Genomic DNA, 21494 nt, shown 5'->3' with positions numbered 1-21494 from the left:
TAAGTTAATTGGAGGTTAAAATGTTAAAAAATGAGTTTGAAGTTACGGTTAGACAGCCTGAATTTCCAGAGAAAACTTTTAATATAAAGGAATTTGGAGCTGTTGGTGATGGTAAATTTGATAATAGTGAAGTTTTTGCAGAAGCAATAAATAGCTGCCATCAAGCAGGTGGAGGTACAGTTTTAGTTCCAGCTGGTGATTGGTTTACAGGCCCAATTCACTTTAAAAGTAATATTAATTTAAGACTTGAAGCAGATGCTACCATTTATTTTAGTGATAATTTTGCTGATTATTTACCAGTAGTTTTTACCCGCTGGGAAGGAAATGAATGTTATAATTATTCACCTTTAATTTATGCTGCTAATTGTGAAAATATTGCTCTTACTGGCCAGGGTAAACTAGTTGGCAATGGTGAAAAATGGTGGCCCTGGAAACAAACTCAGCAGCAGGCAGCCCAGAAATTATATGATGCTCAATATAATGACATAGCTGTTGCAGATCGTATTTTTGGGATTGAAAAAGGCCTGCGACCACAGTTTATTCAGCCAATTAATTCTAAAAATATTCTTATTGAAGGGATTACTATAGTTGATGGACCAATGTGGACAATTCATCCCGTTTATTGTGAAAATACAATTATTAGAAACTTAAAAATAATTACTAATGGTCCGAATACAGATGGTATAAATCCTGACTCATGTAGCAATATGTTAATTGAGAACTGTGATTTTGAAACAGGAGATGACTGTATAGCTATTAAGTCAGGAATTAATGAAGATGGACGGCGAGTTAATAAACCCTGTGAGAATTTAGTTATTCGTAATTGTAAAGCTAAAGAAGGTCACGGTGGGATAGTAATTGGCAGTGAAATGTCAGGTGGAGTAAAAAATATTCATGTTCATAATTGTAGTTTTAATGGCGGTGAACGTGGCATTCGACTTAAATCAATGAGAGGTCGTGGTGGTGTAGTAGAGAATCTGTTATTTGAAGATATAGAGATTAATGATCTACGGGCAGAAGGGATCATTTTAAATATGTATTATGATGCAACAACTGTTGAACCACAGACAGAAATGCCTCCTTTATTTAGAAATATTACTATACGTAATATAAGTGGAGAAAATATTGAACAGCCAATAGTATTACGAGGTTTACCTGAACAGAAAATGGAATCTATAACTTTAGAAAAAATTGATTTATCTGGCAGTAAAGGTCTTCAAGTAAGTAATCTTAGTAGATTGAATTTAAAGCAGGTAAAGCTTAAGCTAAAAGCTGAGCTACAATTTAAATTTAGCAATGTTGATCAACTAGAAGTAAGCGAATGCAGCTGTCAACAGCAATAGAAATCGAAAGGGGTCAGGCTAATAATGAAAAAAAATAAAGACTTCTCTCCTGATATCTATCTGGAAAAGCTTTATCAAAAAAAAGAACGACAATTTATTTTTAAAGCTGCCAATTTAATTGAATGGAAATTATGGCGGGAAAACTTGAAAGCAAAATTAGCAGAAGTAATTGGTGGTTTACCAGATCAAGTAGAAGTTGATCAAGCTGTTACTTTACTTAACCGTGAAGTTTTAACTGACTATATAAGATTAAGAATTTCATATAAAGTTAAAGACTATCTGGAATTACCTGCTTATTTGCTACTTCCTAAAATAAAAAATTTTAATCAAAAAGCAGTAGTTATTGCACATGGTCATGGCAATGGAGTTCGAGAGGCTGTTGGTCTAAATGCCCGGGGTGAAAAACTAGATCAGTCTACCTGTCATAATGACCTGGCAGTTGAATTTGCTAAAGCAGGCTATATTGTCATTCTGCCTGAGCTGATTGGCTTTGGAGATCGCAGGTTAAGAGATGATTATTTAGCTGATCCTGAATTAAAAAAAGATAGAACAGCTAACTCTTGTTATCGAATTAGCAGTCAACTTTTGCTTTTAGGACAGACAACTGCTAAGCTCCGCCTCTTGGATTTAATGAGTGCTGTTAAATATTTAACTGAAAATGATGAGTTTGAATTAACTGAGATTAATTGTGTAGGCTTTTCTGGTGGAGCCCCAATTGCTATTTTGGCAGCTCTTTTTTTACCAGAAATAAATGCAGTTATGGTTAGTGGATATCCATCATTTTATAAAGATAGTATTATGGCCAGAAGACATTGTCTGGATAATTATCTGCCGGGTATTCTTAATTATGCTGAATTACCAGATATTCTGGCTGCTATTGCTCCTAAGCCATTATTATTACAGGCAGCAGTTCATGATCAACTTTTTCCAATTGAATCAGCTAAAAAAGCTGAGCAGATAGCTGCTAAAGCATATAAATTACTTCACAGCAGTAATAAGCTAGATTTTAGTTTAATTGAGGGTTCTCATGCTGTTCAAGCTGGCCCGGCAATAGAGTTTTTTAATAAATTTAATTAAGGAGCATTTTTAATGGCAGATCAGCAAAAAATAATTTCATATCAGGAATTGGCTCTATTTTTTCTGCCTTTAGCAATAATGCCGATTATAATTGGTATTTCACATAATGCTGTTAATGCAAGTTTAGCCCGTTTACCTTATCCTGAAATAACGATAGCAGTTTATGCAGTTGCTAAAGGAATAACTAATATAATTAAATCACCTGTACATATGGCTCGTCAGACTGTAACAGCTTTAGTTAATGATCAGCAGAGTTTTAGATTAGTTAGTACTTTTCTTTTTGGGCTAGGTTTTTTTATTTTTTCTTTAATTTCAATTTTATCTTATACTAATTTAGGCAAATTAATTTTAAGTGATTTAATTGGATTAAAAACAGCTCGGGAAATTAGTTTTGCTTATCAGGCTCTCCGGATAATGGCTTTTATCCCGCTGGTAGAATCTTTTCGCAATATTTTTCAGGGATTAACTATTAGTTTAAAAAAAACAAAATTGATAACCCCAGGAGTTACAATTAGAATTATCTGTATTGCTTTTATTTTAATTTGGGTAACAGCAAACCCAATTATTTCTGGTATAAAGGCAGCTAGCTTAGTCTGGCTGTTGGGTATTACAATCGAATCTATTTTTATATTTTTTGCTTTACGGCATAGTTATGGCAATTATAAATCTGTAATAGCTGATTTATCTAATAATAATTATCGAATTAGTTTTATAGCAATCTTAAAATTTTTTATTCCAATAGCAATTATGGCTTTTTTAGTTCCTTTCGTGCAGCCAATTGTTCAGGCAGGAATTATTCGAAATAGTTTTAGTACTGTCAATTTGGCTGCCTATGGAGTAAGCTGGACTTTAGTAATGATTTTTGTCGGGTCCCTTGATATGCTGCATCAATGTACTTTAGTCTATAGTGAAGATCTTAATGCTTTTAATTGGCAGATAATTTTAAAATTTTCCCTTATTGTAGGAGGATTAGCCAGTTTAATTTTTCTAATAATATCTTTAACTCCAGTTGGAGATTTTATCTTAATTAAATTGATTGCAGTTAATCCCCAAATTTCTATTTTAGTTAAAAAAATTATTCTTGCTTTTGTTTTTTTTCCGATTATTAGAGCTTTTCGAGAAATTTTCTGGGGAATAATGATGAGAAGACAGCAAACTGCTATTATTGCAGTTGCGAAAACAGTAGGCTTGGTATTTATTGTTGTTAGTTTCATCATATTAACTATAAATACAAACTTAAATGCAGCTATAATAGCGGCTTTAGCAATTACAATTGGAGAAACTGCTGATGCTGTTACAATTTCCTGGCATATTAAACAGAATAAGATTTTAAAAATTATTTATGCTGAAAATAAATTTAATTTAGAAAGGCAGGGAAAAGATGAAGCAAAGTAAATTAGAAATAGGAGAAAATACTTTTGAAGTTTATTCTTTAAATACAATTATTATTGGTTCTGGTGCAGCAGGCTTGAATGCTGCTTTGCGCCTACATAATTTTGGTCAGCAAGATATTGCAGTTGTGACAGAAGGATTAAAAATGGGAACTTCCCGTAATACTGGTTCTGATAAACAAACATATTATAAATTAACTCTTGGTGGAGGAGAAAATGATTCGGTTTTAGAGATGGCCCGGACTTTATTTGCTGGGGGTAGTATGGATGGAGATCTTGCTTTAGTGGAAGCTGCTCTATCAGCGCGTTCTTTTTATAATCTAGTTGAGCTTGGAGTTCCTTTTCCGCATAATACTTATGGAGAATATGTAGGTTATAAAACTGATCATGATCCGAGAAAACGTGCAACTTCTGCTGGGCCGTTGACTTCTCATTATATGACAGAAAAATTAGAAGCAGAAGTTAAAAATAAAGAAATTAAAATTTTTGATAATTATCAAGTTATTGCAGTTTTAACTGACCAAAAAAAGCAAAAAGCAGTTGGAGTATTAACACTTAATAAAAATAATTTAACAGATGGTCAAGAAATATTTACATTATTTAACACTAAGAATATAGTTTATGCAACAGGTGGTCCGGCCGGGCTTTATAAAACCTCAGTTTACCCCGGTAGTCAGACAGGTGCTTCTGGACTTGCTTTTGAGGCAGGGGTTTCTGGGAAAAATTTAACTGAATGGCAGTATGGAATTGCATCAACTAAATTTCGCTGGAATTTATCAGGAACTTATCAACAGGTGTTACCTACTTACATTTCAACTGATCAGGAAGGTAAAAATAGACGAGAATTTTTAGCAGATTATTTTTCTGATCCTGGCAAGATGCTTGATGCAATTTTTTTGAAGGGCTATCAATGGCCCTTTGATCCCCGTAAAGTGTCAAATTATGGCTCATCATTGATTGATATCTTAGTCTATCACGAAACAGTAATTAAAGGAAGACGCGTCTGGCTTGATTATCGTCAAAATGCAGAGTTTGCTTCTCAGTCTGGTAAGCTAAACTTTGATTTGCTGGGAGAAGAAGCAGCTAGATATCTGATTAATTCAGAAGCTGATTTTGGCACACCAATTACAAGATTAGCCAAAATGAATCAACCGGCTATTGATTTATATCAGCAGCATAATATAGACTTAAAAACTGAAATGCTGGAAATAGCGGTTTGTGCACAGCATAATAATGGTGGACTTGCTGCTAATTTATGGTGGGAAAGTAATTTAAAGCACTTTTTCCCAGTTGGTGAGGTAAATGGCAGTCATGGAATTTATCGACCAGGTGGAACAGCCTTAAATTCGGGTCAAGTTGGCAGTACCAGAGCAGCTCAATATATTGCGGCTCGTTATCAAGGAAAGCCTCTTTCTTTAGCTGATTTTATTTCTGAAACTGAGCTGCAATTAAAAGACAAGCTTAAGCTAGCTAATTCTTTTGTTGCAAGTATTAAAAATTCAACCACTGTTAATGTAATTGAAATTCGACAGAAAATTGGTCAGCGCATGAGTCAGGTAGGAGCACATATTCGTTCTCTAGCTGAACTAAAAAAAGCTCTAGAAGACTGTAAAGATGATCTGGATAATTTGGCTCAAAAGAGTAAACTTAGTTCTTATCAAGACCTTAAATTTGCTTTTCAAAATTATGATCTACTTCTGGCTCAATATGTTTACTTAACAGCTTTTAAAAATTATATTGAACAGGGAGGAAAAAGTCGTGGTTCTTATTTAATTAAAGATCCAGATGGTCAATTACCTCTAGCAGATTTAGCTGAAAAATTTAGATTTAGTTTAGATGAGGATAAAATGGCAGATCTCATCCAGGAAGTTAATTATAATAATGATCAATTTGAGTTTAAATGGCGCCCAGTTCGAGAAATTCCAACTGCTGATAATTGGTTTGAAAAGGTGTGGAGTGATTATTTAGCGGATCAGATTATTTAAGACTAACCCGCTGAGATGAGGAGGAGATTTGATAATGGTCTGTAAAGCTGAAGTTCTACAGGAAGAATTGAGCTTTGAAAAAAAACATCTAATTAGTGATAATGGTATGAAAACAGTACATTATCATAATGCTTATGAAATATATTATTTAAAAGAAGGTCATCGAGTCTATGATATAAAAAATAAAACATTTAAAGTAAAAGAAGGTAATTTAATTTTAATAGATAAATATAAACAGCATAAAACTTTTAATGAAGGAAATCAATCTTTTAATAGAATGTTAATCAAATTTAAAGAATCATCTCTAGGGAGTTTTGTCCATGAAGATTATAATTTGCTTTCTTCTTTTACTAAAAATATAAACATTATCCAGTTTGATTCACAGGCAAGAATTATTATTGAAAATATTTTTGCTAAAATGGAGATGGAAAATAATTCTGCACAACCGGGCCAGAATATTTATTTAAAAACACTTTTAATTGAGCTGCTTATTTATATTAACCGTTATTTAAGTGGTAAAGAAACAAGTGAAGCTGAGAATAAATATCACATTAAAATCATTGAAATTATGAAATATATTGATCAAAATTATTATAGAAATTTATCATTAAGCAATTTAGCTGACCAATTTTCTTATAGCAGCAGTTATTTGAGTCATTTATTTAAGGAAAAAAGTGATTATACTATTACTGAATATATTAATAATACTAGAATAAAGGCAGCACAAAATTTATTATTAAATAGTCAGCAAAATATTACTCAAATTGCAGAGAAAGTTGGCTATAATAATTTAGTCCACTTTGGTAGAACTTTTAAAAAAATAACTGGTTTTACACCAACTGAATATAAAAAATGCTATTTATATAATTAAATCAATTAAATTGGGGGCAAAAAAATTAATGAGTAAGTTAGTTGTTGCAAAAGATAAGACAGGTGATTTTAATACAATTCAGGCTGCAATTGATAAAATACCAGAAAATAATATTTATCCAATTGAAATATTTATTAAGCAGGGAATTTATCGAGAAGTTATTAATATACCAGCTGAAAAACAATTTATTAAACTGATAGGTGAAGATAAATTTAAAACTGTAATTAGTTATGATAATTTTAATGGTAAATTAAAAGAAGATGGCACTAAATATGGAACTACTGGTAGTTCTACTGCTTTTTTATATGCTGATAACTTTCAGGCTGAAAATTTAACATTTGCTAATACTCATCTGCGTGATCAATATCAAGATGATGGTTCACAAGCAGTAGCAGTTAAATCTCAGGGAGACAAAATGGTTTTCAAAAACGTTCGCTTTCTGGGCCATCAAGATACTCTTTATGCTAATCAGGGAAGACAATATTTTAGTGATTGCTATATTGAAGGAGATGTTGATTTTATATTTGGTGCAGCTCAGGCTGTTTTTGAGAATTGTCAGATTCATTCCTTAGATAGAAATAAGGATATTAATGGCTATATAACTGCAGCCAGTACTTCAATTAATGATGCCTATGGGTTTCTCTTCATTGACTGTGAATTTACAGCTGATACAGCTGCTGATACAGTTTATTTAGGTAGACCATGGCACCCTGGCGGTGATCCTGATGCAATTGCTGCTGTAGTAATTAGGGATTCTCAATTAGGAAAGCATATTAAAAAGACAGGCTGGACTCAGATGTCAGGATTTAGTCCGGCAGAAGCAAGACTATTTGAATATAATAATTATGGGCCAGGTGCAGTAACTAATTCCTCCCGGAGAACTTTAACTGAAAAACAGGCACAGGAATTTACTATAAAAGATGTATTAAAAGATTGGAAACCACAGATCAAATAAATATCACCTCATTAATTAACTAAATAAAATAAAGAGTAAATTAAACTAGCCAGTAAAATTTTACTGGCTAGTTTTTTTATAGATTTTATTTACAGCTGCTATATTTGAGAATAAATAAAGTTAAATATATCAATAAAACTAAAAATATGTTAAGCATTAATTAGTTTTATTTTGTTAAAATTATTTTGAGAAAGCAGATTATAATTTTATGAGTAAATGATAAGGAGTAAAAAAAATGACAGTCTATAATGTAGTAGAATTTGGAGCAGATCGAACAGGGAAAAAGTTAAATACAGCAGTCTTGAGTCATTTAATTGAAAAATGTCAGGTAGAAGGGGGAGGTGAACTATATTTTCCAGCCGGTAAATATTTAACTGGTACAGTTGAATTAAAAGATAATTTAGTTTTAAATATCTCAGCTGGGGCCAGCTTAATTTTTAGTGATAATCCAGCTGATCATAAAATTATTAAGCACCGTTGGGAAGGAGAAGATTGTTTAGTTTATAGCCCTCTTATTTATGGTAAAAATATTAAAAATGTAACTATTTGTGGTCGTGGCATAATTGATGGTCAAGGTAAAAGATGGTGGGATAATTTTCTAGATAATAAATTAGAATATCCCCGTCCTCGTACCATATCTTTTGTTGATGCAGAAGATATTTTAATTGAAGGAATTAAAATAATTAATTCACCTGCCTGGACAATAAATCCTCTCAAATCAAAAAATATAACCATTGAAAAAGTTTCAATTAGAAATCCAGCCGATTCTCCAAATACAGATGGAATTAATCCTAGTTCCTGTCAGAATGTCCATATTGCTAATTGTCATATCGATGTTGGTGATGATTGTATTACAATTAAGTCAGGTACAGAAAAAAGTCAGGAATTAATTGCTTCTAAAAATATAACTATTACTAATTGTACAATGGTTCATGGTCATGGGGGAGTAGTTATTGGCAGTGAAATGAGTGGTTCTGTTAGAAATGTAGCAATTAGCAATTGTATTTTTAATAATACTGATCGTGGTATTAGACTTAAATCTAGACGTGGCAGGGGAGGGGTTGTAGAAAATATTGTAGCAGCCAACCTTGTCATGTCTGAAGTATATGTACCTATTGTTATGAATTTATATTATTTTTGTGGTGCAGGAGGAAAATCTGATTTTGTACAGGCAGAAGCAGACCAGCAATTAACTGAATTTACACCAGTTTTTAAAGATATCTATTTTAATAATATTCGAGCCAGCAAGGTCAAAAGTCGAGCAATATTTTTACAGGGATTACCAGAAAGTCCCCTGCAGGATATTTGGTTTGATAATGTTTCTATTACAATGAGTAAAGCTGCTAAACCATTTAAAGCTGCTATGATGAGTAATCTTATGCCGGAAAAATTAAAAGGAGTTTATTGTAATAATTACCAAAATATTATCTTTGATAATGTACAGATTAAAGGCGTCGCTGGAGCAAAATTTGAAGTTTCAAATGGCAAAAAAGCTAAATTTTTAGGAATAACTGCTCAATAAATATTTTGACCTAAATAATTGTATAAAGATAAAAAATAACTTAATATTTGTTAAGAATCTAAATTAATGATTTGATACCATAGTATAGTAAAGTATTTTAGAATAATAAGTTTGTGAAATGTTTTATTAATATCACAAAAATAAGCAAGCTAAACAAGCCAATAATTAAATAAGCTAGCGGTATTTTTAATAAGGAGGTGTAGTAAAAAATTTAACTTCTTTACAAATTAATAAATTTATTTAAAAATAATTATAATTTAAAAGGAGGATAATTTAAAATGAAATTATTAAAACAAAATATATGTTTATTATTAATTTTAATGAGTATAATACTTTTAAGCTCTAATTTTGTTTTTGCTTATAATCAAGCTCCAATTTTAGACAAGCAGGTACAGAATGGAGAATTACCACCAGTTGATGAAAGATTACCAGAAAACCCCTATATAACCAAAGTTCAAGATAGGATAGGAGATTATGGGGGAACTCTAAACTGGTTGGCCACAAATAGTACTGATGATCCTAAACTGATGGCCCTTTATAATAATATTAATTTTGTTCGTTATACTAAAAAATTAACTATCAAAGCAGATATGGCAGAAAGTTATGATGTTTCTGATGACTTAAGTACTTATACTTTTCATCTAAGAAAAGGAATTCGCTGGTCAGATGGAGCACCATTTACAGTAGATGATGTTTTATTCTGGTTTAATGATATAGTAAAAAATGAAAAGTTAGTACCAGAGTCTGGAAGTGCCTGGCTTAAGATAAAAGATCAGCTGCCAAAAGTTGAAAAAATAGACGACTATACAGTTAGATTTACTTTTGCAGCATCTAACCCTTATTTTTTGCAAAAACTTGCTTTTCCAGGCCGTAAACCTTATGCAGCAGCTCATTATTTAAAGAAATTTCATGCTGATTATGCTGATCCAGCAGCTTTGAAAAAAGAAATAGAAAACTCTGATTTTGATAATTGGGTTGCACTATTTGAATCTAAAAACTCCAAGAAATTTTTCAGAAATCCAGACTTACCAGTAATAGAACCCTGGATTCCTGTTACTAAACCACCTGCCAATAGATTTGTTTATAAAAGAAATCCCTATTTTTATAAAGTAGATGAAGCAGGAAATCAGTTACCATATCTTGACGAAGTTGTTCTTAAAATAGTTTCAGATAAAGAAGTTCTTTCTATGCAGGTAATATCTGGAGCAGCTGATCTGCAGATGAGGCAGTTGATGGGAGGTAATTTTACTCTTTATAAAAATAATGAAGAAAAAGGTAATTATAAAGTGCTGAAATGGCAGCGTAATACTCCTTCTTTACCAACTTTTGCTCCAAACATTACTTATGAAGGTGATGACTGGTTAAGAGAGTTGAATAATAACAAAAAATTCCGGCAAGCTTTATCACTTGCAATTAACAGACCCGAACTTAATCAAGTGGCTATGAAAGGTTTATCAGTTTCTCGTCAGGCAACTGTCTATCCCCAGTGGGAAGGATTTAAAGAGGAATGGGCTAGAGCCTATGCTGATTATGATCCTGATAGAGCAAATAAATTATTAGATGAGGCTGGCTTTACAGAACGTGATTCAGATGGAATTAGATTAAAAGATGGCAAACCAATCCACATTACTATTTATATTGGAGAAGATCCTAATTTACCAAGGACAATGAATATGATAAAGGATTACTGGAAAGATATTGGAATAGATATGGATTATAAATCTCTCGAAAAAACCTTGCAATATACCCGGAGAGATGCAAATAAATTACCCTGGGCATATATTGGTGGTGCTTCATGGTCGCCTACTTTCCCTTATAACTATGTACCTGTAAGTAATTCATATTCTTTTGGTAATTGGTGGGCTCCCCTATATGCTAGATGGTACGAATCTAATGGTAAACAGGGAGAAGAACCTACCCCAGTTGTTAAAAAGTTAATGAATCTTTATGATGAGATTCAGGTTACTAAAGATCAGGATAAGCGAATTAAACTCTGGCAGCAGGTATTTGATATTCACGCTGAAAATGTCTGGATGATAGGAACAAATGGGCTACCTCCTCAATTTGTAATTAAGAAAAATTATGTGCATAATGTTCCCGAAACTGCACTTGCAAGTTGGGATTATGGAGCTTATTTTGGACCTAGTGAATTTTATCAGTTCTTTATTGATAAGTCTGCTCAAAATTAAGCATATTAATCATAAAATTAATTGGTCTCTCTTTATGGGGAGGCCAATTAAATTCGAGATTAAATTGCTTTACCTGAAAGAGATTTAATTTTTAATGAGAAATTTGGAGGTTGAATTTTATGAGTTCTACTAATTGTGTTATAAATGTAAATAATTTGCATACATTTTTTAACACAGAAAATGGTATAGTAAAAGCCGTTAATGGTGTTAGCTTTTCCATTGAAAAGGGTAAAACGTTAGGAATTGTTGGTGAAAGCGGCTGTGGCAAAAGTATGACTTCAATGTCAGTTATGAATTTAGTGCCCCGGCCAAAAGGATATATTGCCGAAGGAGAAATAAATTACTATTATCAAGATGGTAGTAAAATTGATCTTACTAAATTTGATCATGATAGTGAAACAATGCGAAAAATAAGAGGTAATGAAATAGCAATGATTTTTCAAGAACCTATGACATCTTTAAATCCAGTTTATACGGTAGGTGATCAAATCATTGAAGCTATTAAATTACATCAAGATTATTCGAGTAAAGCAGAATTAAGAGAAAGAGCAATTGATATGTTAGCTAAAGTTGGTATTTCAGCACCACAAAATAGAGTTGACGAATACCCCCACGAATTTAGTGGAGGGATGAGGCAGCGAGCAATGATAGCAATGGCATTATCTTGTAATCCTCGCTTATTAATTGCAGATGAACCAACAACTGCTCTTGATGTAACCGTTGAAGCTCAGATAATAGAATTAATGGACCAGCTGCAACAAGATATGAATATGTCAATTATGTTTATAACCCATGATTTGGGAGTTATTGGAGATGTAGCTGACGAAGTAATGGTAATGTATACTGGGAAGGTTGTTGAAAAATCAGATACTAAAAGTTTATTTAAAGAACCAAAACATCCTTATACAAAAGGATTATTGAAATCAAGACCAGTTATTGGCCGTAATCAGAGATTAGAACCAATTGAGGGATCTGTTCCGGATTTACTTCATTTACCAGTGGGCTGTGATTTTTATAATAGGTGTCCCCGGGCCATGGAAATTTGTAAAACAGAAGAACCACCTGTATTTGAAGTAGCTGATTGTAAAGTTAAGTGCTGGCTTTATAGGAAGGAGGAACAATAGTTTTGACTAAACAAGAAAAAATTTTAGAAGTTAATAATTTAAAAAAATACTTTCCAATTAAAAAAGGGTTTTTCAAAAAAGTTGTTAATCATGTTAAAGCTGTTGATGATGTTAGCTTTTTTATCAATAAAGGTGAAACACTAGGTTTAGTTGGTGAAAGTGGCTGTGGAAAATCTACTTTAGGAAGAACTCTATTACAGCTATTAGAGCCTACAGCAGGTAGAGTAGTTTATAATGATCAAGGAATAAAAAAGAATCTTGCTGAAATAAAAGGTGATGAACTGCGTAAACTGCGTCGTAACATTCAGATGATTTTTCAAGATCCATTTTCTTCCCTCGATTCCCGTCTTTCAGTTAGAGATATTGTAGCTGAACCTTTAACAGTCCAAAAAATAGGAAAAAATAGAGAAGCAAGAACAGAAATTGTCAAAGAACTATTAGAACAGGTTGGTTTAAATAGTTATCAAATGAATCGTTATCCGCACGAATTTAGTGGAGGTCAGCGCCAGAGAATTGGTATAGCAAGAGCACTTGCTTTAAATCCTGAATTAATAATCTGTGATGAACCAGTTTCAGCACTTGATGTTTCAGTTCAGGCCCAGGTATTAAATTTGTTGGCTGATTTACAAAAAGAATTAGGTCTTACTTATCTTTTTATTGCTCACGATCTTGGAGTAGTTGAATACATAAGTGATCGGATAATGGTAATGTATTTAGGTAAAATTGTAGAAGTAGCTGATTCGGAAGTATTATATGAGAATCCAGGTCATCCCTATACAGAAGCATTATTAAAATCAATTGCAATTGGAGATCCTTTTTCAGATAAAAAAAGAGTAGCTTTAGAAGGAACAGTACCTGATCCAGCAAATCCACCGCTGGGATGTAAATTTAACACTAGATGTCCATATAGCAAAGAAGTTTGTCATCAGGAAGAACCAGAATTAGTGCCAACTACTGAAACAGGATCTTATGTTGCCTGCCACTTTAGAGACGAGTTAGAGCTTGAATCAGTAAAAAGCCGTTACTAATTTCTATAATGAAGGGAGTTAAATATGTTTAATTATATTCTTAGAAGAATTGTAGTTATGATACCAGTTCTAATTTTTATTTCTATGTTTATATTTTTTATTATTCAGTTACCACCTGGTAACTATCTTGATTCATATGTAGCTCTGGTATCCAGCCAGGGAGAAACTATTAGTGGAGAAAGAGTTGCTAAACTCGAAAAACGTTATGGCTTAAACCAGCCAGTTTATGTTAAGTATTGGAAATGGGTCAAAGGATTTATCTTTCTAGATTTTGGTAATTCATTTCAATATGATAATGCAAGTGTTTGGTCTATTATTAAAGAATATATTGGATTTTCAATTTTAATTGCTGGTTCAACTCAGATTTTTATGATAGTAGTTGGGATACCGATTGGTATTTATTCGGCAACTCATCAATATTCATTTGGTGATTACTTCTGGACTGTGCTTGGTTTTATTGGTTTATCTATTCCTAACTTTATGTTAGCACTTATTTTAATGTATGTCGGTTATTTTGTATTTGGATTACCTTCCCTGGGAGGCTTATTTTCCGAGCAGTATGTAACAGCACCCTGGAGTATAGCAAAATTTATTGATTTATTAGAACATCTCTGGATTCCAGTAGTAGTTTTAGGAACTTCCGGAACTGCTAGTGTAATTAGAACAATGCGGGCTAATTTACTTGATGTGTTAAATATGCAGTATATTAGTACAGCTCGTGCTAAAGGATTAAAAGAGAATGTTGTAATTTATAAACATGCTGTTCGTAATGCTTTACATGTTATTATAATGTGGGCTGGAATGAGATTGCCTCAGCTAATCTCTGGATCTACTGTTGTTTCGATAGTATTATCCCTCCCCACATTAGGGCCAATAATTTATAGTGCGTTGAAATCTCAGGATATGTATTTAGCAGGGACAGTTTTACTGTTTCAGTGTATTTTGTTATTAGTAGGTAATTTGATTGCTGATATAGTTCTGGGGTTTGTTGATCCTAGAATACAGTATAATTAAAATTTATTTTTAAGGTGAGGGAGGATAGTAATGAAAACAGAAACAACTAATTATAATGTTATTGATGAAATAGAAGAATCTCCCCAAATTCTGAGCAGAAGGCAGTTAATGTGGAGAAAATTTAAGAGAAATAAATTAGGTGTTATCGGCGGTATAGTTGTAATTTTATTTTATCTAATGGTAATATTTGGTGGGTTTATTAGCCCATATACTTTAGAGCAAAAAGATTATTCGCATATTACAGCTCCTCCAAGAATGATTCATATTTTTGATGAAGATGGTCTTACAGCTCCTTTTGTATATGGTTACAAAGCATCGATGGATCCAGAAACTTTACAGAGAATGTATGAATTAGATAAGAATCAAAAATGTTATATCGACTTCTTACATAAAGGTGAAGAGTATAAATTTATGGGTTTATTTAAAACAAATCTGCATCTATTTGGAGTAAATGAAGGTCAAATATATCTCTTAGGTACAGATGAAAATGGAGGAGACCTCTTAACACATATTATTTTAGGGGGAAGAGTGTCATTATCAATTAGTCTGTTGGGGCCCCTGATTAGTTTAATTATTGGGTCTATTTTAGGAACAGTCTCTGGTTACGTAGGTGGAGTTGTTGATAATATTATCCAGCGAGTAATTGAATTTTTTAAATCTTTTCCCAGAATTCCACTCTGGTTGACTCTAGCAGCAGCTTTACCAGCTCACTGGTCTTCGCTGCGCATTTATATTGGAATAGTTGTTATTCTAGCATTTCTAGGCTGGACTGGTTTAGCGCGAATGGTAAGAGGGAAAATAATGTCACTAAGAGAAGAAGATTTTGTTGCTGCAGCAGTTGCTTCCGGTTCTACAGGCTGGTGGATTGTGCGTAAACATTTAATTCCTAATGCAATGAGTCAGTTAATAGTTTCAGCTACTTTATCGATTCCATCAATGATTTTAGGAGAAGCTTCACTTAGCTTCCTTGGTCTTGGTATTAGAGCTCCCATGACAAGTTGGGGAGTATTACTTCAAGAAGCTCAAAATGTTAGATCAATTGCCCTACATCCCTGGTTATTTACCCCAGCATTATTTATAATTGTAGCAATTTTAGTTTTCAACTTTCTGGGGGATGGATTAAGAGATGCAGCTGATCCTTTTTCAAGCTAAAATTTAAGTTAGTTTATATTAATAATTAAATATTTCAAATTATGCCCTGTCTTTCTGGATATTTACCATTTTCATTTAATTCAGGGAGAGAGGGTTTTTAATTAGAGAGGGGATTTTAAGATTTTGGAAAATACAAGTGATAATAAAATTTGGGTTGCTGATCAGCAGAATGGAAATTACATAAATCCAATTATTCATGCTGATTATTCTGATCCTGATCTAATCCGGGTTGATTCTGATTTTTATTTGATAGCTTCAAGTTTTAATTGTATGCCTGGTTTACCAATTCTGCATTCAAAAGATTTAGTAAATTGGGAAATAATTAATCATGTTTATCCTGAATTTCCCTTAGTTGATTATAAGGAAGTTTCTCCTGGCTGTGGAGCCTGGGCTCCTTCTCTTAGGTATCACTCTGGAAAATATTTTGTTTTTGTGGGGGATCCTGATTATGGGATCTTTATGTGTAAAACAGATGATATTTATGGTGACTGGTCTGAACCCATTTTTATTAAAGAGGGAAAAGGATTAATTGATCCGTGTCCTTTGTGGGATGATGATGGTAAGGCTTATCTTATCCATGCTTATGCTAGAAGTAGAGCTGGCTTTAAAAATGTACTTAACCTATGTAAAATGAAGTCTGATGGAACCGCTTTACTTGATGAAGGCAGCTTTATTTTTGATGGTGCACCAGATCATCCCACTACTGAAGGACCAAAAATGTACAAAAGAAATGCTTATTATTATATTTTTGCTCCTGCAGGTGGTGTTGCAACTGGTTGGCAGCTAGTTCTACGATCAAAAAATATTTATGGTCCTTATGAAAAAAAAGTTGTTCTAAAACAGGGAAAAACAGCAGTCAATGGACCTCATCAAGGGGGATATGTTGAATTAGAATCTGGAGAATCATGGTTTGTTCATTTTCAAGACAAAGGAGCATATGGGAGAATAGTTCATTTACAGCCAATGGATTGGCAAGCTGATTGGCCCTTAATTGGAGTTGATCTTGATCAAGATGGAATTGGCGAACCAGTTTTAGAATATAAAAAACCAGCAGTGAACAGTAATTCGAAATTAAAGACTCCTGCTGCTGGAGATGATTTTAACCAGACTGAGCTTGGTCTGCAATGGCAGTGGCAGGCTAACCCAGAATCTGGCTGGTATCAGCTAGATAAGCATAGTAATAAATTACGTTTATTTACTCAAAATATTGCTTTGAAAAAAAAGCCCCTGCTCTGGTATGCGCCTAATCTACTTTTACAAAAGTTTCCAGCCCCTAACTTTGTGGCTGAAACTGAACTAAACTTTGAGCCTGAACTTGAGACCGAAAAAGCTGGGTTAGTTGTTATGGGGGGAAAATATAGTTATTTGAGCCTTGAAAAATCAGCTAATCAATTAGAATTAGTTCAGTATTGGGGAACTAAACGAAAAAGAAGACGAGAAGAATTTAAAATGACATCTCTTAAATTAACTGAGCAGACGGTTAAATTAAGAGTAGAAATAACTGAAATCTCTGGTGAGCCGCTGTGCAAATTTAGCTATGCCACCCCAAATAATGATTTTGAGCAATTTGGCAAGCGATTTAAAGCAGTTCCTGGTCGATGGATTGGAGCAAAGGTTGGTATTTTTGCTGTTAATACAGGTCATAAATTAAATAATAATTTTGCTGATTATAATTATTTTAAAATAAAAGAAATATAGCGCTGATTATAATAATAAATTAACGAGGAGATAATAATGGATAGCAAAGCTAAGAAACAAATTAAGATATTTATTGCTGGAGACTCAACTGCTTCTACTTATAGTGAAAATAACGCTCCCCGGGCTGGTTGGGGTCAACTCTTACATAGATTTTTTAATCAAGAAGTAAAAGTAATTAATAAAGCAGCTTCTGGTAGAAGTTCAAGAAGCTTTATTGCTGAAAATAGATTAGCCGAAATTGAGAAGTTAATTTCTAAAGATGACTATCTAATGATCCAATTTGGTCATAATGATCAGAAAGATGATCCAGCAAGGAAAACAGATGCTGCAGAAGATTTTCCAGATTATTTAACAGAATATATTAAAACTGCTCGGCAAAATAAAGCGGTACCAATTTTATTAACACCTATTGCAAGAAGAAACTTTTCTGCTGATGGAAAATTAATTGCTACTCACGGTAAATATCCAGCTGCTATTAGACAGTTAGCTGAACAAGAGCAGGTGGCTCTACTTGATTTAACAGCTATTAGCCATAACTATTTTGAGAAATTAGGTCCAGAAAAAACAAAAGATATATTTCTCTGGTTAGCAGCAGGAGAGAGTGAAAATTATCCAGCAGGAGAAACTGATAATACTCATTTTTCTGCTACTGGAGCATTAATGATTGCTGCTTTAATAGTAAATGAGATTAAAAAGCAGAAACTTGATCTAGCTAAATATATACTAAAAGGAGTGGAATTAAAGAGTGAAGTTTGATAATTATCAGTCTGCAAAAATCAAAAAAATTATTACTAAGAGCAGACCACAGATAGCTATGCCAGTGTTTAAAGATCAAACTTTTTCTATTTGTGATTTTGGAGCTAAATCGGGGATAGATAATTATTCTACTGCAGCAATTCAGAAGGCAATAGCTTACTGTTCCAGCCAAGGTGGCGGAAAAGTAATTATCCCAGCTGGTTTTTATTTAAGTGGCCCAATTTTTTTACTTGATAATGTAAATCTTCATTTAGAATCAGGTGCTCTCTTAAAATTTAGTTCTCAGCTAGCTGATTATAAAATTGTTAAAAGTGAGTTTGAAGGAGAAAGCAGTTTTCGTTTTCAAGCTCCTATTTCAGCCAATGGAGCAGTAAATATTGCTATTACTGGTCAGGGAATTATTGATGGTTCAGGTGATAAATGGCGACCAGTTAAGAAGTTTAAATTAACTGCTGGACAGTGGGAAAACCTTTTATCATCTGGCGGAGCAGTTAGTAAAAACAAAAACACAGAGATTTGGTGGCCATCAGAAGCAGCTCGAGCTGGCGAAAAACTAGTTCATAAATTAAATTCTCAACCAAAAAAAATTGATCCCCTGCTTTATAGACAGGCAGCAGAATACTTAAGACCTGTGTTGGTAAATTTTAAAGAATGTAAAAATATTTTATTAAAAGGAGTTACCTTAGAAAATTCTCCAGCCTGGAATATACATCTCTTGTTATCTAAAAACATTACTTTATTTGGTTTAACAATTCGTAATCCCTGGACTGCTCAAAATGGAGATGGACTTGATCTTGATTCTTGTCAGAATGTATTAGTAGAAAATTGCAATTTTGATGTTGGAGATGATGCAATCTGTCTTAAATCTGGTAAGGATAAATTGGGGCAGCAGCGAAATATACCAACTAAAAATGTTTATATTAATTCTTGCCAGGTTTACCATGGACATGGAGGTATAGTTGTTGGTAGTGAAATGTCAGGTGGAGTAAATAATATCTATCTAGAAAATTGTGACTTTATAGGAACAGATATTGGGATTAGGCTGAAAAGCACTAGAGGAAGGGGCGGAGTTGTCAAAGATATTTATTTAACTAAGTTAAGGATGCTAAATATTAAGCAGGAAGTTCTTAAAATTAATTTGTTTTATGAAGCTGAGGCAGAGCCAGAAATAACTAAAAAAGCAGTTTCAGCAGCGCCTCAATTTAAAGATATTTTTATTGACTCTCTAGAATGTCAGCAGGCTGGTAAGGCAGTTTATATTAATGGTTTACCAGAGATGCCAGTCCAGAATGTTTATCTCAGTAATTCACAAATTAATGCTGTAGAAGGAATTGAACTCCATTATACAGCTGGAATAACTTTTACCGGAAATAATATCATAAGTCAGCGTAAAGAACTATGTCTTAGTCAAAATAAAGAGCTTAACCTGACTAACTATTTAATTGTAGCAAAGGATGGCAGTGGAGATTGCTGTAATTTAAATAAAGCTTTAAAAATTTTAGTAAAGAAACCTTCAATTAAAAAGGTATATCTTAAAAAAGGAAAATATCAAGAAAAAGTAACAATACCAGATCAGATTAATTCAGTAGATTTTATTGGAGAAGATACCAGAGAAACCATCATAAGTTATGCTGACTTTGCCAGAAAAGTTTTAGCTGATGGTACTGAACTTGGTACAGATGACTCAGCTACTATATTTATTAATGGTAATCAGTTAAAATTTTATAATATAAGTTTTGAAAATACTGCTGTTCCCCGTCAAGAGGTTGGACAGGCAGTTGCTGTGAGTATTACTGGTGATCAGATAGCCTTTTATAATTGTGAATTTAAAGGTCATCAAGATACTCTTTATACTAAAGGAAAAGGTAGATTATTTTTCAAAAATTGTTTGATTGCTGGTGATATTGACTTTATTTTTGGGGCTGCAACTGCTTACTTTAAAGAATGTGAGATTATTAGTACTGGCCCTGGCTATATAACAGCTGCATCTACACCTGAAGAGAAAAAATATGGTTATATATTTAAAGAGTGTTTACTTGAATCAGCAGCTGCTCCGGATTCAGTTTTTTTAGGAAGACCATGGCGGCCATATGCTAAAGTAGTTTTTATTGATAGTTATTTAGGTCAGCATATTCGGCAAGAAGGCTGGAATAATTGGCGAGATTCTGCAAAAGAAAAAACTGCTTTTTATGCTGAATATAATAACTATGGTCCAGGTGCGAATCCGGAAAAAAGATTTGATTGGATAAAGCAACTAACAGCTCAAGAAGCACTTGCTTATAATTTTCGTAAGATATTTCCTAATTGGAACTTAATTAATTATTAAATTTAAAGGAGGTGATGAAATGATTGATATCTGGCAGAATCAGGTTCCTGGTTTTAAACATAATTTAACTGATCCTGCCCCTGGTCTGGCCAAATATTTAATTAATCAATCTGATCGACCTGCAATTTTAATCCTGCCTGGTGGTGGTTATACCCATAGAGCAGATCATGAAGGCCAAGCTGTAGCAGAATTTTTTAATAGTCATGGTTATAATGCCTTTGTTTTACATTATCGGGTTGCTCCTTATCGATATCCATATCCATTAATAGATGCTTTAAGAGCTGTTAAATATATTAAGGCAAAAACAGATATCTGGCAGCTAAAAAAGAATAGTTTAGCAGTAGTTGGATTTTCAGCAGGAGGACATCTGGCAGCTCTAGTTGGGAGTAATAATTCCAAATATCGAAAAGTTTATAGCCAATGCTTAAAAGAAGATAATTTTATAGCTGATCAAATTGAAGCAGAAGACTCATTGATTAATGCCTTAATCCTTGGCTATCCTGTAATAACAGCTGGTGAGTTTTCTCATTCAGGCTCAATAGAAAATTTACTGGGCAAGAACCCTGATCCAGGATTATTAGCTGACTTTTCGATTGAAGCTAATATTTGTTTAAATACTGCTCCTACTTTTGTCTGGCATACTGCAGCTGATCAGTCAGTTCCAGTAGAAAACACTTTAAAACTTTGCTGTAGCTTAAGCAATTATAATATCGAGTTTGCCAGCCATATTTTTCCCCATGGTGGTCATGGTCTGGGATTAGCAAAAGACAATAAATTGGCTAGTCAGTGGCAGCAGTTAGCAATAAATTGGTTAGCAGAATTCTTATAAAAGATCAATAAATTCATATTTTTAAATACATTTGATATATTTTTATATTTTTGGTATAATTTGTTTTAATAGGAAAATATTTTCTAAAATTAAGCTAATATTTAAATATTACTCTACTTAGCAATCTGATTTAAAGTAAATCCTTTAATAAAATTTAGAAAATATTTTCCTTAAACTAGTCGAATAATTTTGGCAATATTTAGATTATATAAATCATTTAACAAAATAATGGAA

16 protein-coding genes are annotated in these 21494 nt (G+C 32.9%); all 16 read left to right on the top strand.

Going from position 1 to position 21494, the window contains the following annotated elements; all coding sequences use genetic code 11:
- Nucleotides 1–20: 20 nt before the first annotated feature.
- Entirely contained in the window at nucleotides 21–1343 is a 1323-nt protein-coding gene (locus tag BMZ74_RS05985; protein WP_089861034.1) for a glycoside hydrolase family 28 protein, read from the top strand.
- A gap of 24 nt (nucleotides 1344–1367) precedes the next feature.
- Nucleotides 1368–2420, top strand: coding sequence for a dienelactone hydrolase family protein (locus tag BMZ74_RS05980; protein ID WP_089861032.1), 1053 nt, complete (start codon nucleotides 1368–1370; stop codon nucleotides 2418–2420).
- A gap of 12 nt (nucleotides 2421–2432) precedes the next feature.
- Nucleotides 2433–3815, top strand: a complete 1383-nt coding sequence (locus BMZ74_RS05975; protein WP_089861030.1) for a hypothetical protein — start codon at nucleotides 2433–2435, stop codon at nucleotides 3813–3815.
- Nucleotides 3802–5796, top strand: a complete 1995-nt coding sequence (locus tag BMZ74_RS05970; protein WP_089861028.1) for an FAD-binding protein — start codon at nucleotides 3802–3804, stop codon at nucleotides 5794–5796. The genes BMZ74_RS05975 and BMZ74_RS05970 overlap by 14 nt, the downstream gene beginning before the upstream one ends.
- A 34-nt stretch (nucleotides 5797–5830) precedes the next feature.
- A complete protein-coding gene (locus tag BMZ74_RS05965) occupies nucleotides 5831–6667 on the top strand; it encodes an AraC family transcriptional regulator (protein ID WP_089861026.1) in 837 nt (278 codons plus the stop codon).
- A gap of 28 nt (nucleotides 6668–6695) precedes the next feature.
- Nucleotides 6696–7622 (top strand): pectinesterase family protein, encoded by a 927-nt coding sequence (locus BMZ74_RS05960; RefSeq protein ID WP_089861024.1) that lies wholly within the window; start codon nucleotides 6696–6698, stop codon nucleotides 7620–7622.
- A 235-nt stretch (nucleotides 7623–7857) separates the two neighbouring features.
- Nucleotides 7858–9144, top strand: coding sequence for a glycoside hydrolase family 28 protein (locus BMZ74_RS05955; RefSeq protein WP_089861022.1), 1287 nt, complete (start codon nucleotides 7858–7860; stop codon nucleotides 9142–9144).
- Nucleotides 9145–9422: 278 nt separating this feature from the next.
- Nucleotides 9423–11333 (top strand): ABC transporter substrate-binding protein, encoded by a 1911-nt coding sequence (locus BMZ74_RS05950; protein ID WP_089861020.1) that lies wholly within the window; start codon nucleotides 9423–9425, stop codon nucleotides 11331–11333.
- Nucleotides 11334–11452: 119 nt separating this feature from the next.
- Nucleotides 11453–12457, top strand: a complete 1005-nt coding sequence (locus tag BMZ74_RS05945) for an ABC transporter ATP-binding protein (protein ID WP_089861018.1) — start codon at nucleotides 11453–11455, stop codon at nucleotides 12455–12457.
- 2 nt (nucleotides 12458–12459) lie between these two features.
- Complete coding sequence (locus BMZ74_RS05940; protein WP_089861016.1) at nucleotides 12460–13485, top strand: ABC transporter ATP-binding protein; 1026 nt, start codon at nucleotides 12460–12462, stop codon at nucleotides 13483–13485.
- A gap of 24 nt (nucleotides 13486–13509) precedes the next feature.
- Nucleotides 13510–14499, top strand: a complete 990-nt coding sequence (locus BMZ74_RS05935; RefSeq protein WP_089861014.1) for an ABC transporter permease — start codon at nucleotides 13510–13512, stop codon at nucleotides 14497–14499.
- A 30-nt stretch (nucleotides 14500–14529) separates the two neighbouring features.
- Nucleotides 14530–15651 carry an ABC transporter permease gene (locus BMZ74_RS05930; RefSeq protein WP_089861012.1) on the top strand — a complete coding sequence of 374 codons (1122 nt, stop codon included), beginning with the start codon at nucleotides 14530–14532 and terminating at the stop codon, nucleotides 15649–15651.
- Between the two features lie 123 nt (nucleotides 15652–15774).
- Nucleotides 15775–17349, top strand: coding sequence for a glycoside hydrolase family 43 protein (locus tag BMZ74_RS05925; RefSeq protein ID WP_218142050.1), 1575 nt, complete (start codon nucleotides 15775–15777; stop codon nucleotides 17347–17349).
- 36 nt (nucleotides 17350–17385) lie between these two features.
- On the top strand, nucleotides 17386–18105 hold the full coding sequence (locus tag BMZ74_RS05920; RefSeq protein ID WP_089861009.1) for a rhamnogalacturonan acetylesterase: 720 nt from the start codon (nucleotides 17386–17388) through the stop codon (nucleotides 18103–18105).
- Nucleotides 18095–20431 (top strand): pectinesterase family protein, encoded by a 2337-nt coding sequence (locus BMZ74_RS05915; protein WP_089861007.1) that lies wholly within the window; start codon nucleotides 18095–18097, stop codon nucleotides 20429–20431. The genes BMZ74_RS05920 and BMZ74_RS05915 overlap by 11 nt, the downstream gene beginning before the upstream one ends.
- 19 nt (nucleotides 20432–20450) lie before the next feature.
- On the top strand, nucleotides 20451–21260 hold the full coding sequence (locus BMZ74_RS05910) for an alpha/beta hydrolase (protein ID WP_089861005.1): 810 nt from the start codon (nucleotides 20451–20453) through the stop codon (nucleotides 21258–21260).
- Nucleotides 21261–21494: the final 234 nt, after the last annotated feature.

This window comes from Halanaerobium salsuginis (assembly GCF_900114545.1).
Classification (GTDB): Bacteria; Bacillota; Halanaerobiia; order Halanaerobiales; family Halanaerobiaceae; genus Halanaerobium; species Halanaerobium salsuginis.
The sequence above is the reverse complement of the archived record's forward strand: the minus strand, read 5'-3'. Positions and strand labels throughout refer to the sequence as shown.

What these genes read in the sequence shown, in the direction of transcription:
- BMZ74_RS05985 (WP_089861034.1), top strand. Translation starts at nt 21, where the DNA reads ATGTTAAAAAATGAGTTTGAAGTTACGGTTAGACAGCCTGAATTTCCA.
- BMZ74_RS05980 (WP_089861032.1), top strand. Translation starts at nt 1,368, where the DNA reads ATGAAAAAAAATAAAGACTTCTCTCCTGATATCTATCTGGAAAAGCTT.
- BMZ74_RS05975 (WP_089861030.1), top strand. Translation starts at nt 2,433, where the DNA reads ATGGCAGATCAGCAAAAAATAATTTCATATCAGGAATTGGCTCTATTT.
- BMZ74_RS05970 (WP_089861028.1), top strand. Translation starts at nt 3,802, where the DNA reads ATGAAGCAAAGTAAATTAGAAATAGGAGAAAATACTTTTGAAGTTTAT.
- BMZ74_RS05965 (WP_089861026.1), top strand. Translation starts at nt 5,831, where the DNA reads ATGGTCTGTAAAGCTGAAGTTCTACAGGAAGAATTGAGCTTTGAAAAA.
- BMZ74_RS05960 (WP_089861024.1), top strand. Translation starts at nt 6,696, where the DNA reads ATGAGTAAGTTAGTTGTTGCAAAAGATAAGACAGGTGATTTTAATACA.
- BMZ74_RS05955 (WP_089861022.1), top strand. Translation starts at nt 7,858, where the DNA reads ATGACAGTCTATAATGTAGTAGAATTTGGAGCAGATCGAACAGGGAAA.
- BMZ74_RS05950 (WP_089861020.1), top strand. Translation starts at nt 9,423, where the DNA reads ATGAAATTATTAAAACAAAATATATGTTTATTATTAATTTTAATGAGT.
- BMZ74_RS05945 (WP_089861018.1), top strand. Translation starts at nt 11,453, where the DNA reads ATGAGTTCTACTAATTGTGTTATAAATGTAAATAATTTGCATACATTT.
- BMZ74_RS05935 (WP_089861014.1), top strand. Translation starts at nt 13,510, where the DNA reads ATGTTTAATTATATTCTTAGAAGAATTGTAGTTATGATACCAGTTCTA.
- BMZ74_RS05930 (WP_089861012.1), top strand. Translation starts at nt 14,530, where the DNA reads ATGAAAACAGAAACAACTAATTATAATGTTATTGATGAAATAGAAGAA.
- BMZ74_RS05920 (WP_089861009.1), top strand. Translation starts at nt 17,386, where the DNA reads ATGGATAGCAAAGCTAAGAAACAAATTAAGATATTTATTGCTGGAGAC.
- BMZ74_RS05910 (WP_089861005.1), top strand. Translation starts at nt 20,451, where the DNA reads ATGATTGATATCTGGCAGAATCAGGTTCCTGGTTTTAAACATAATTTA.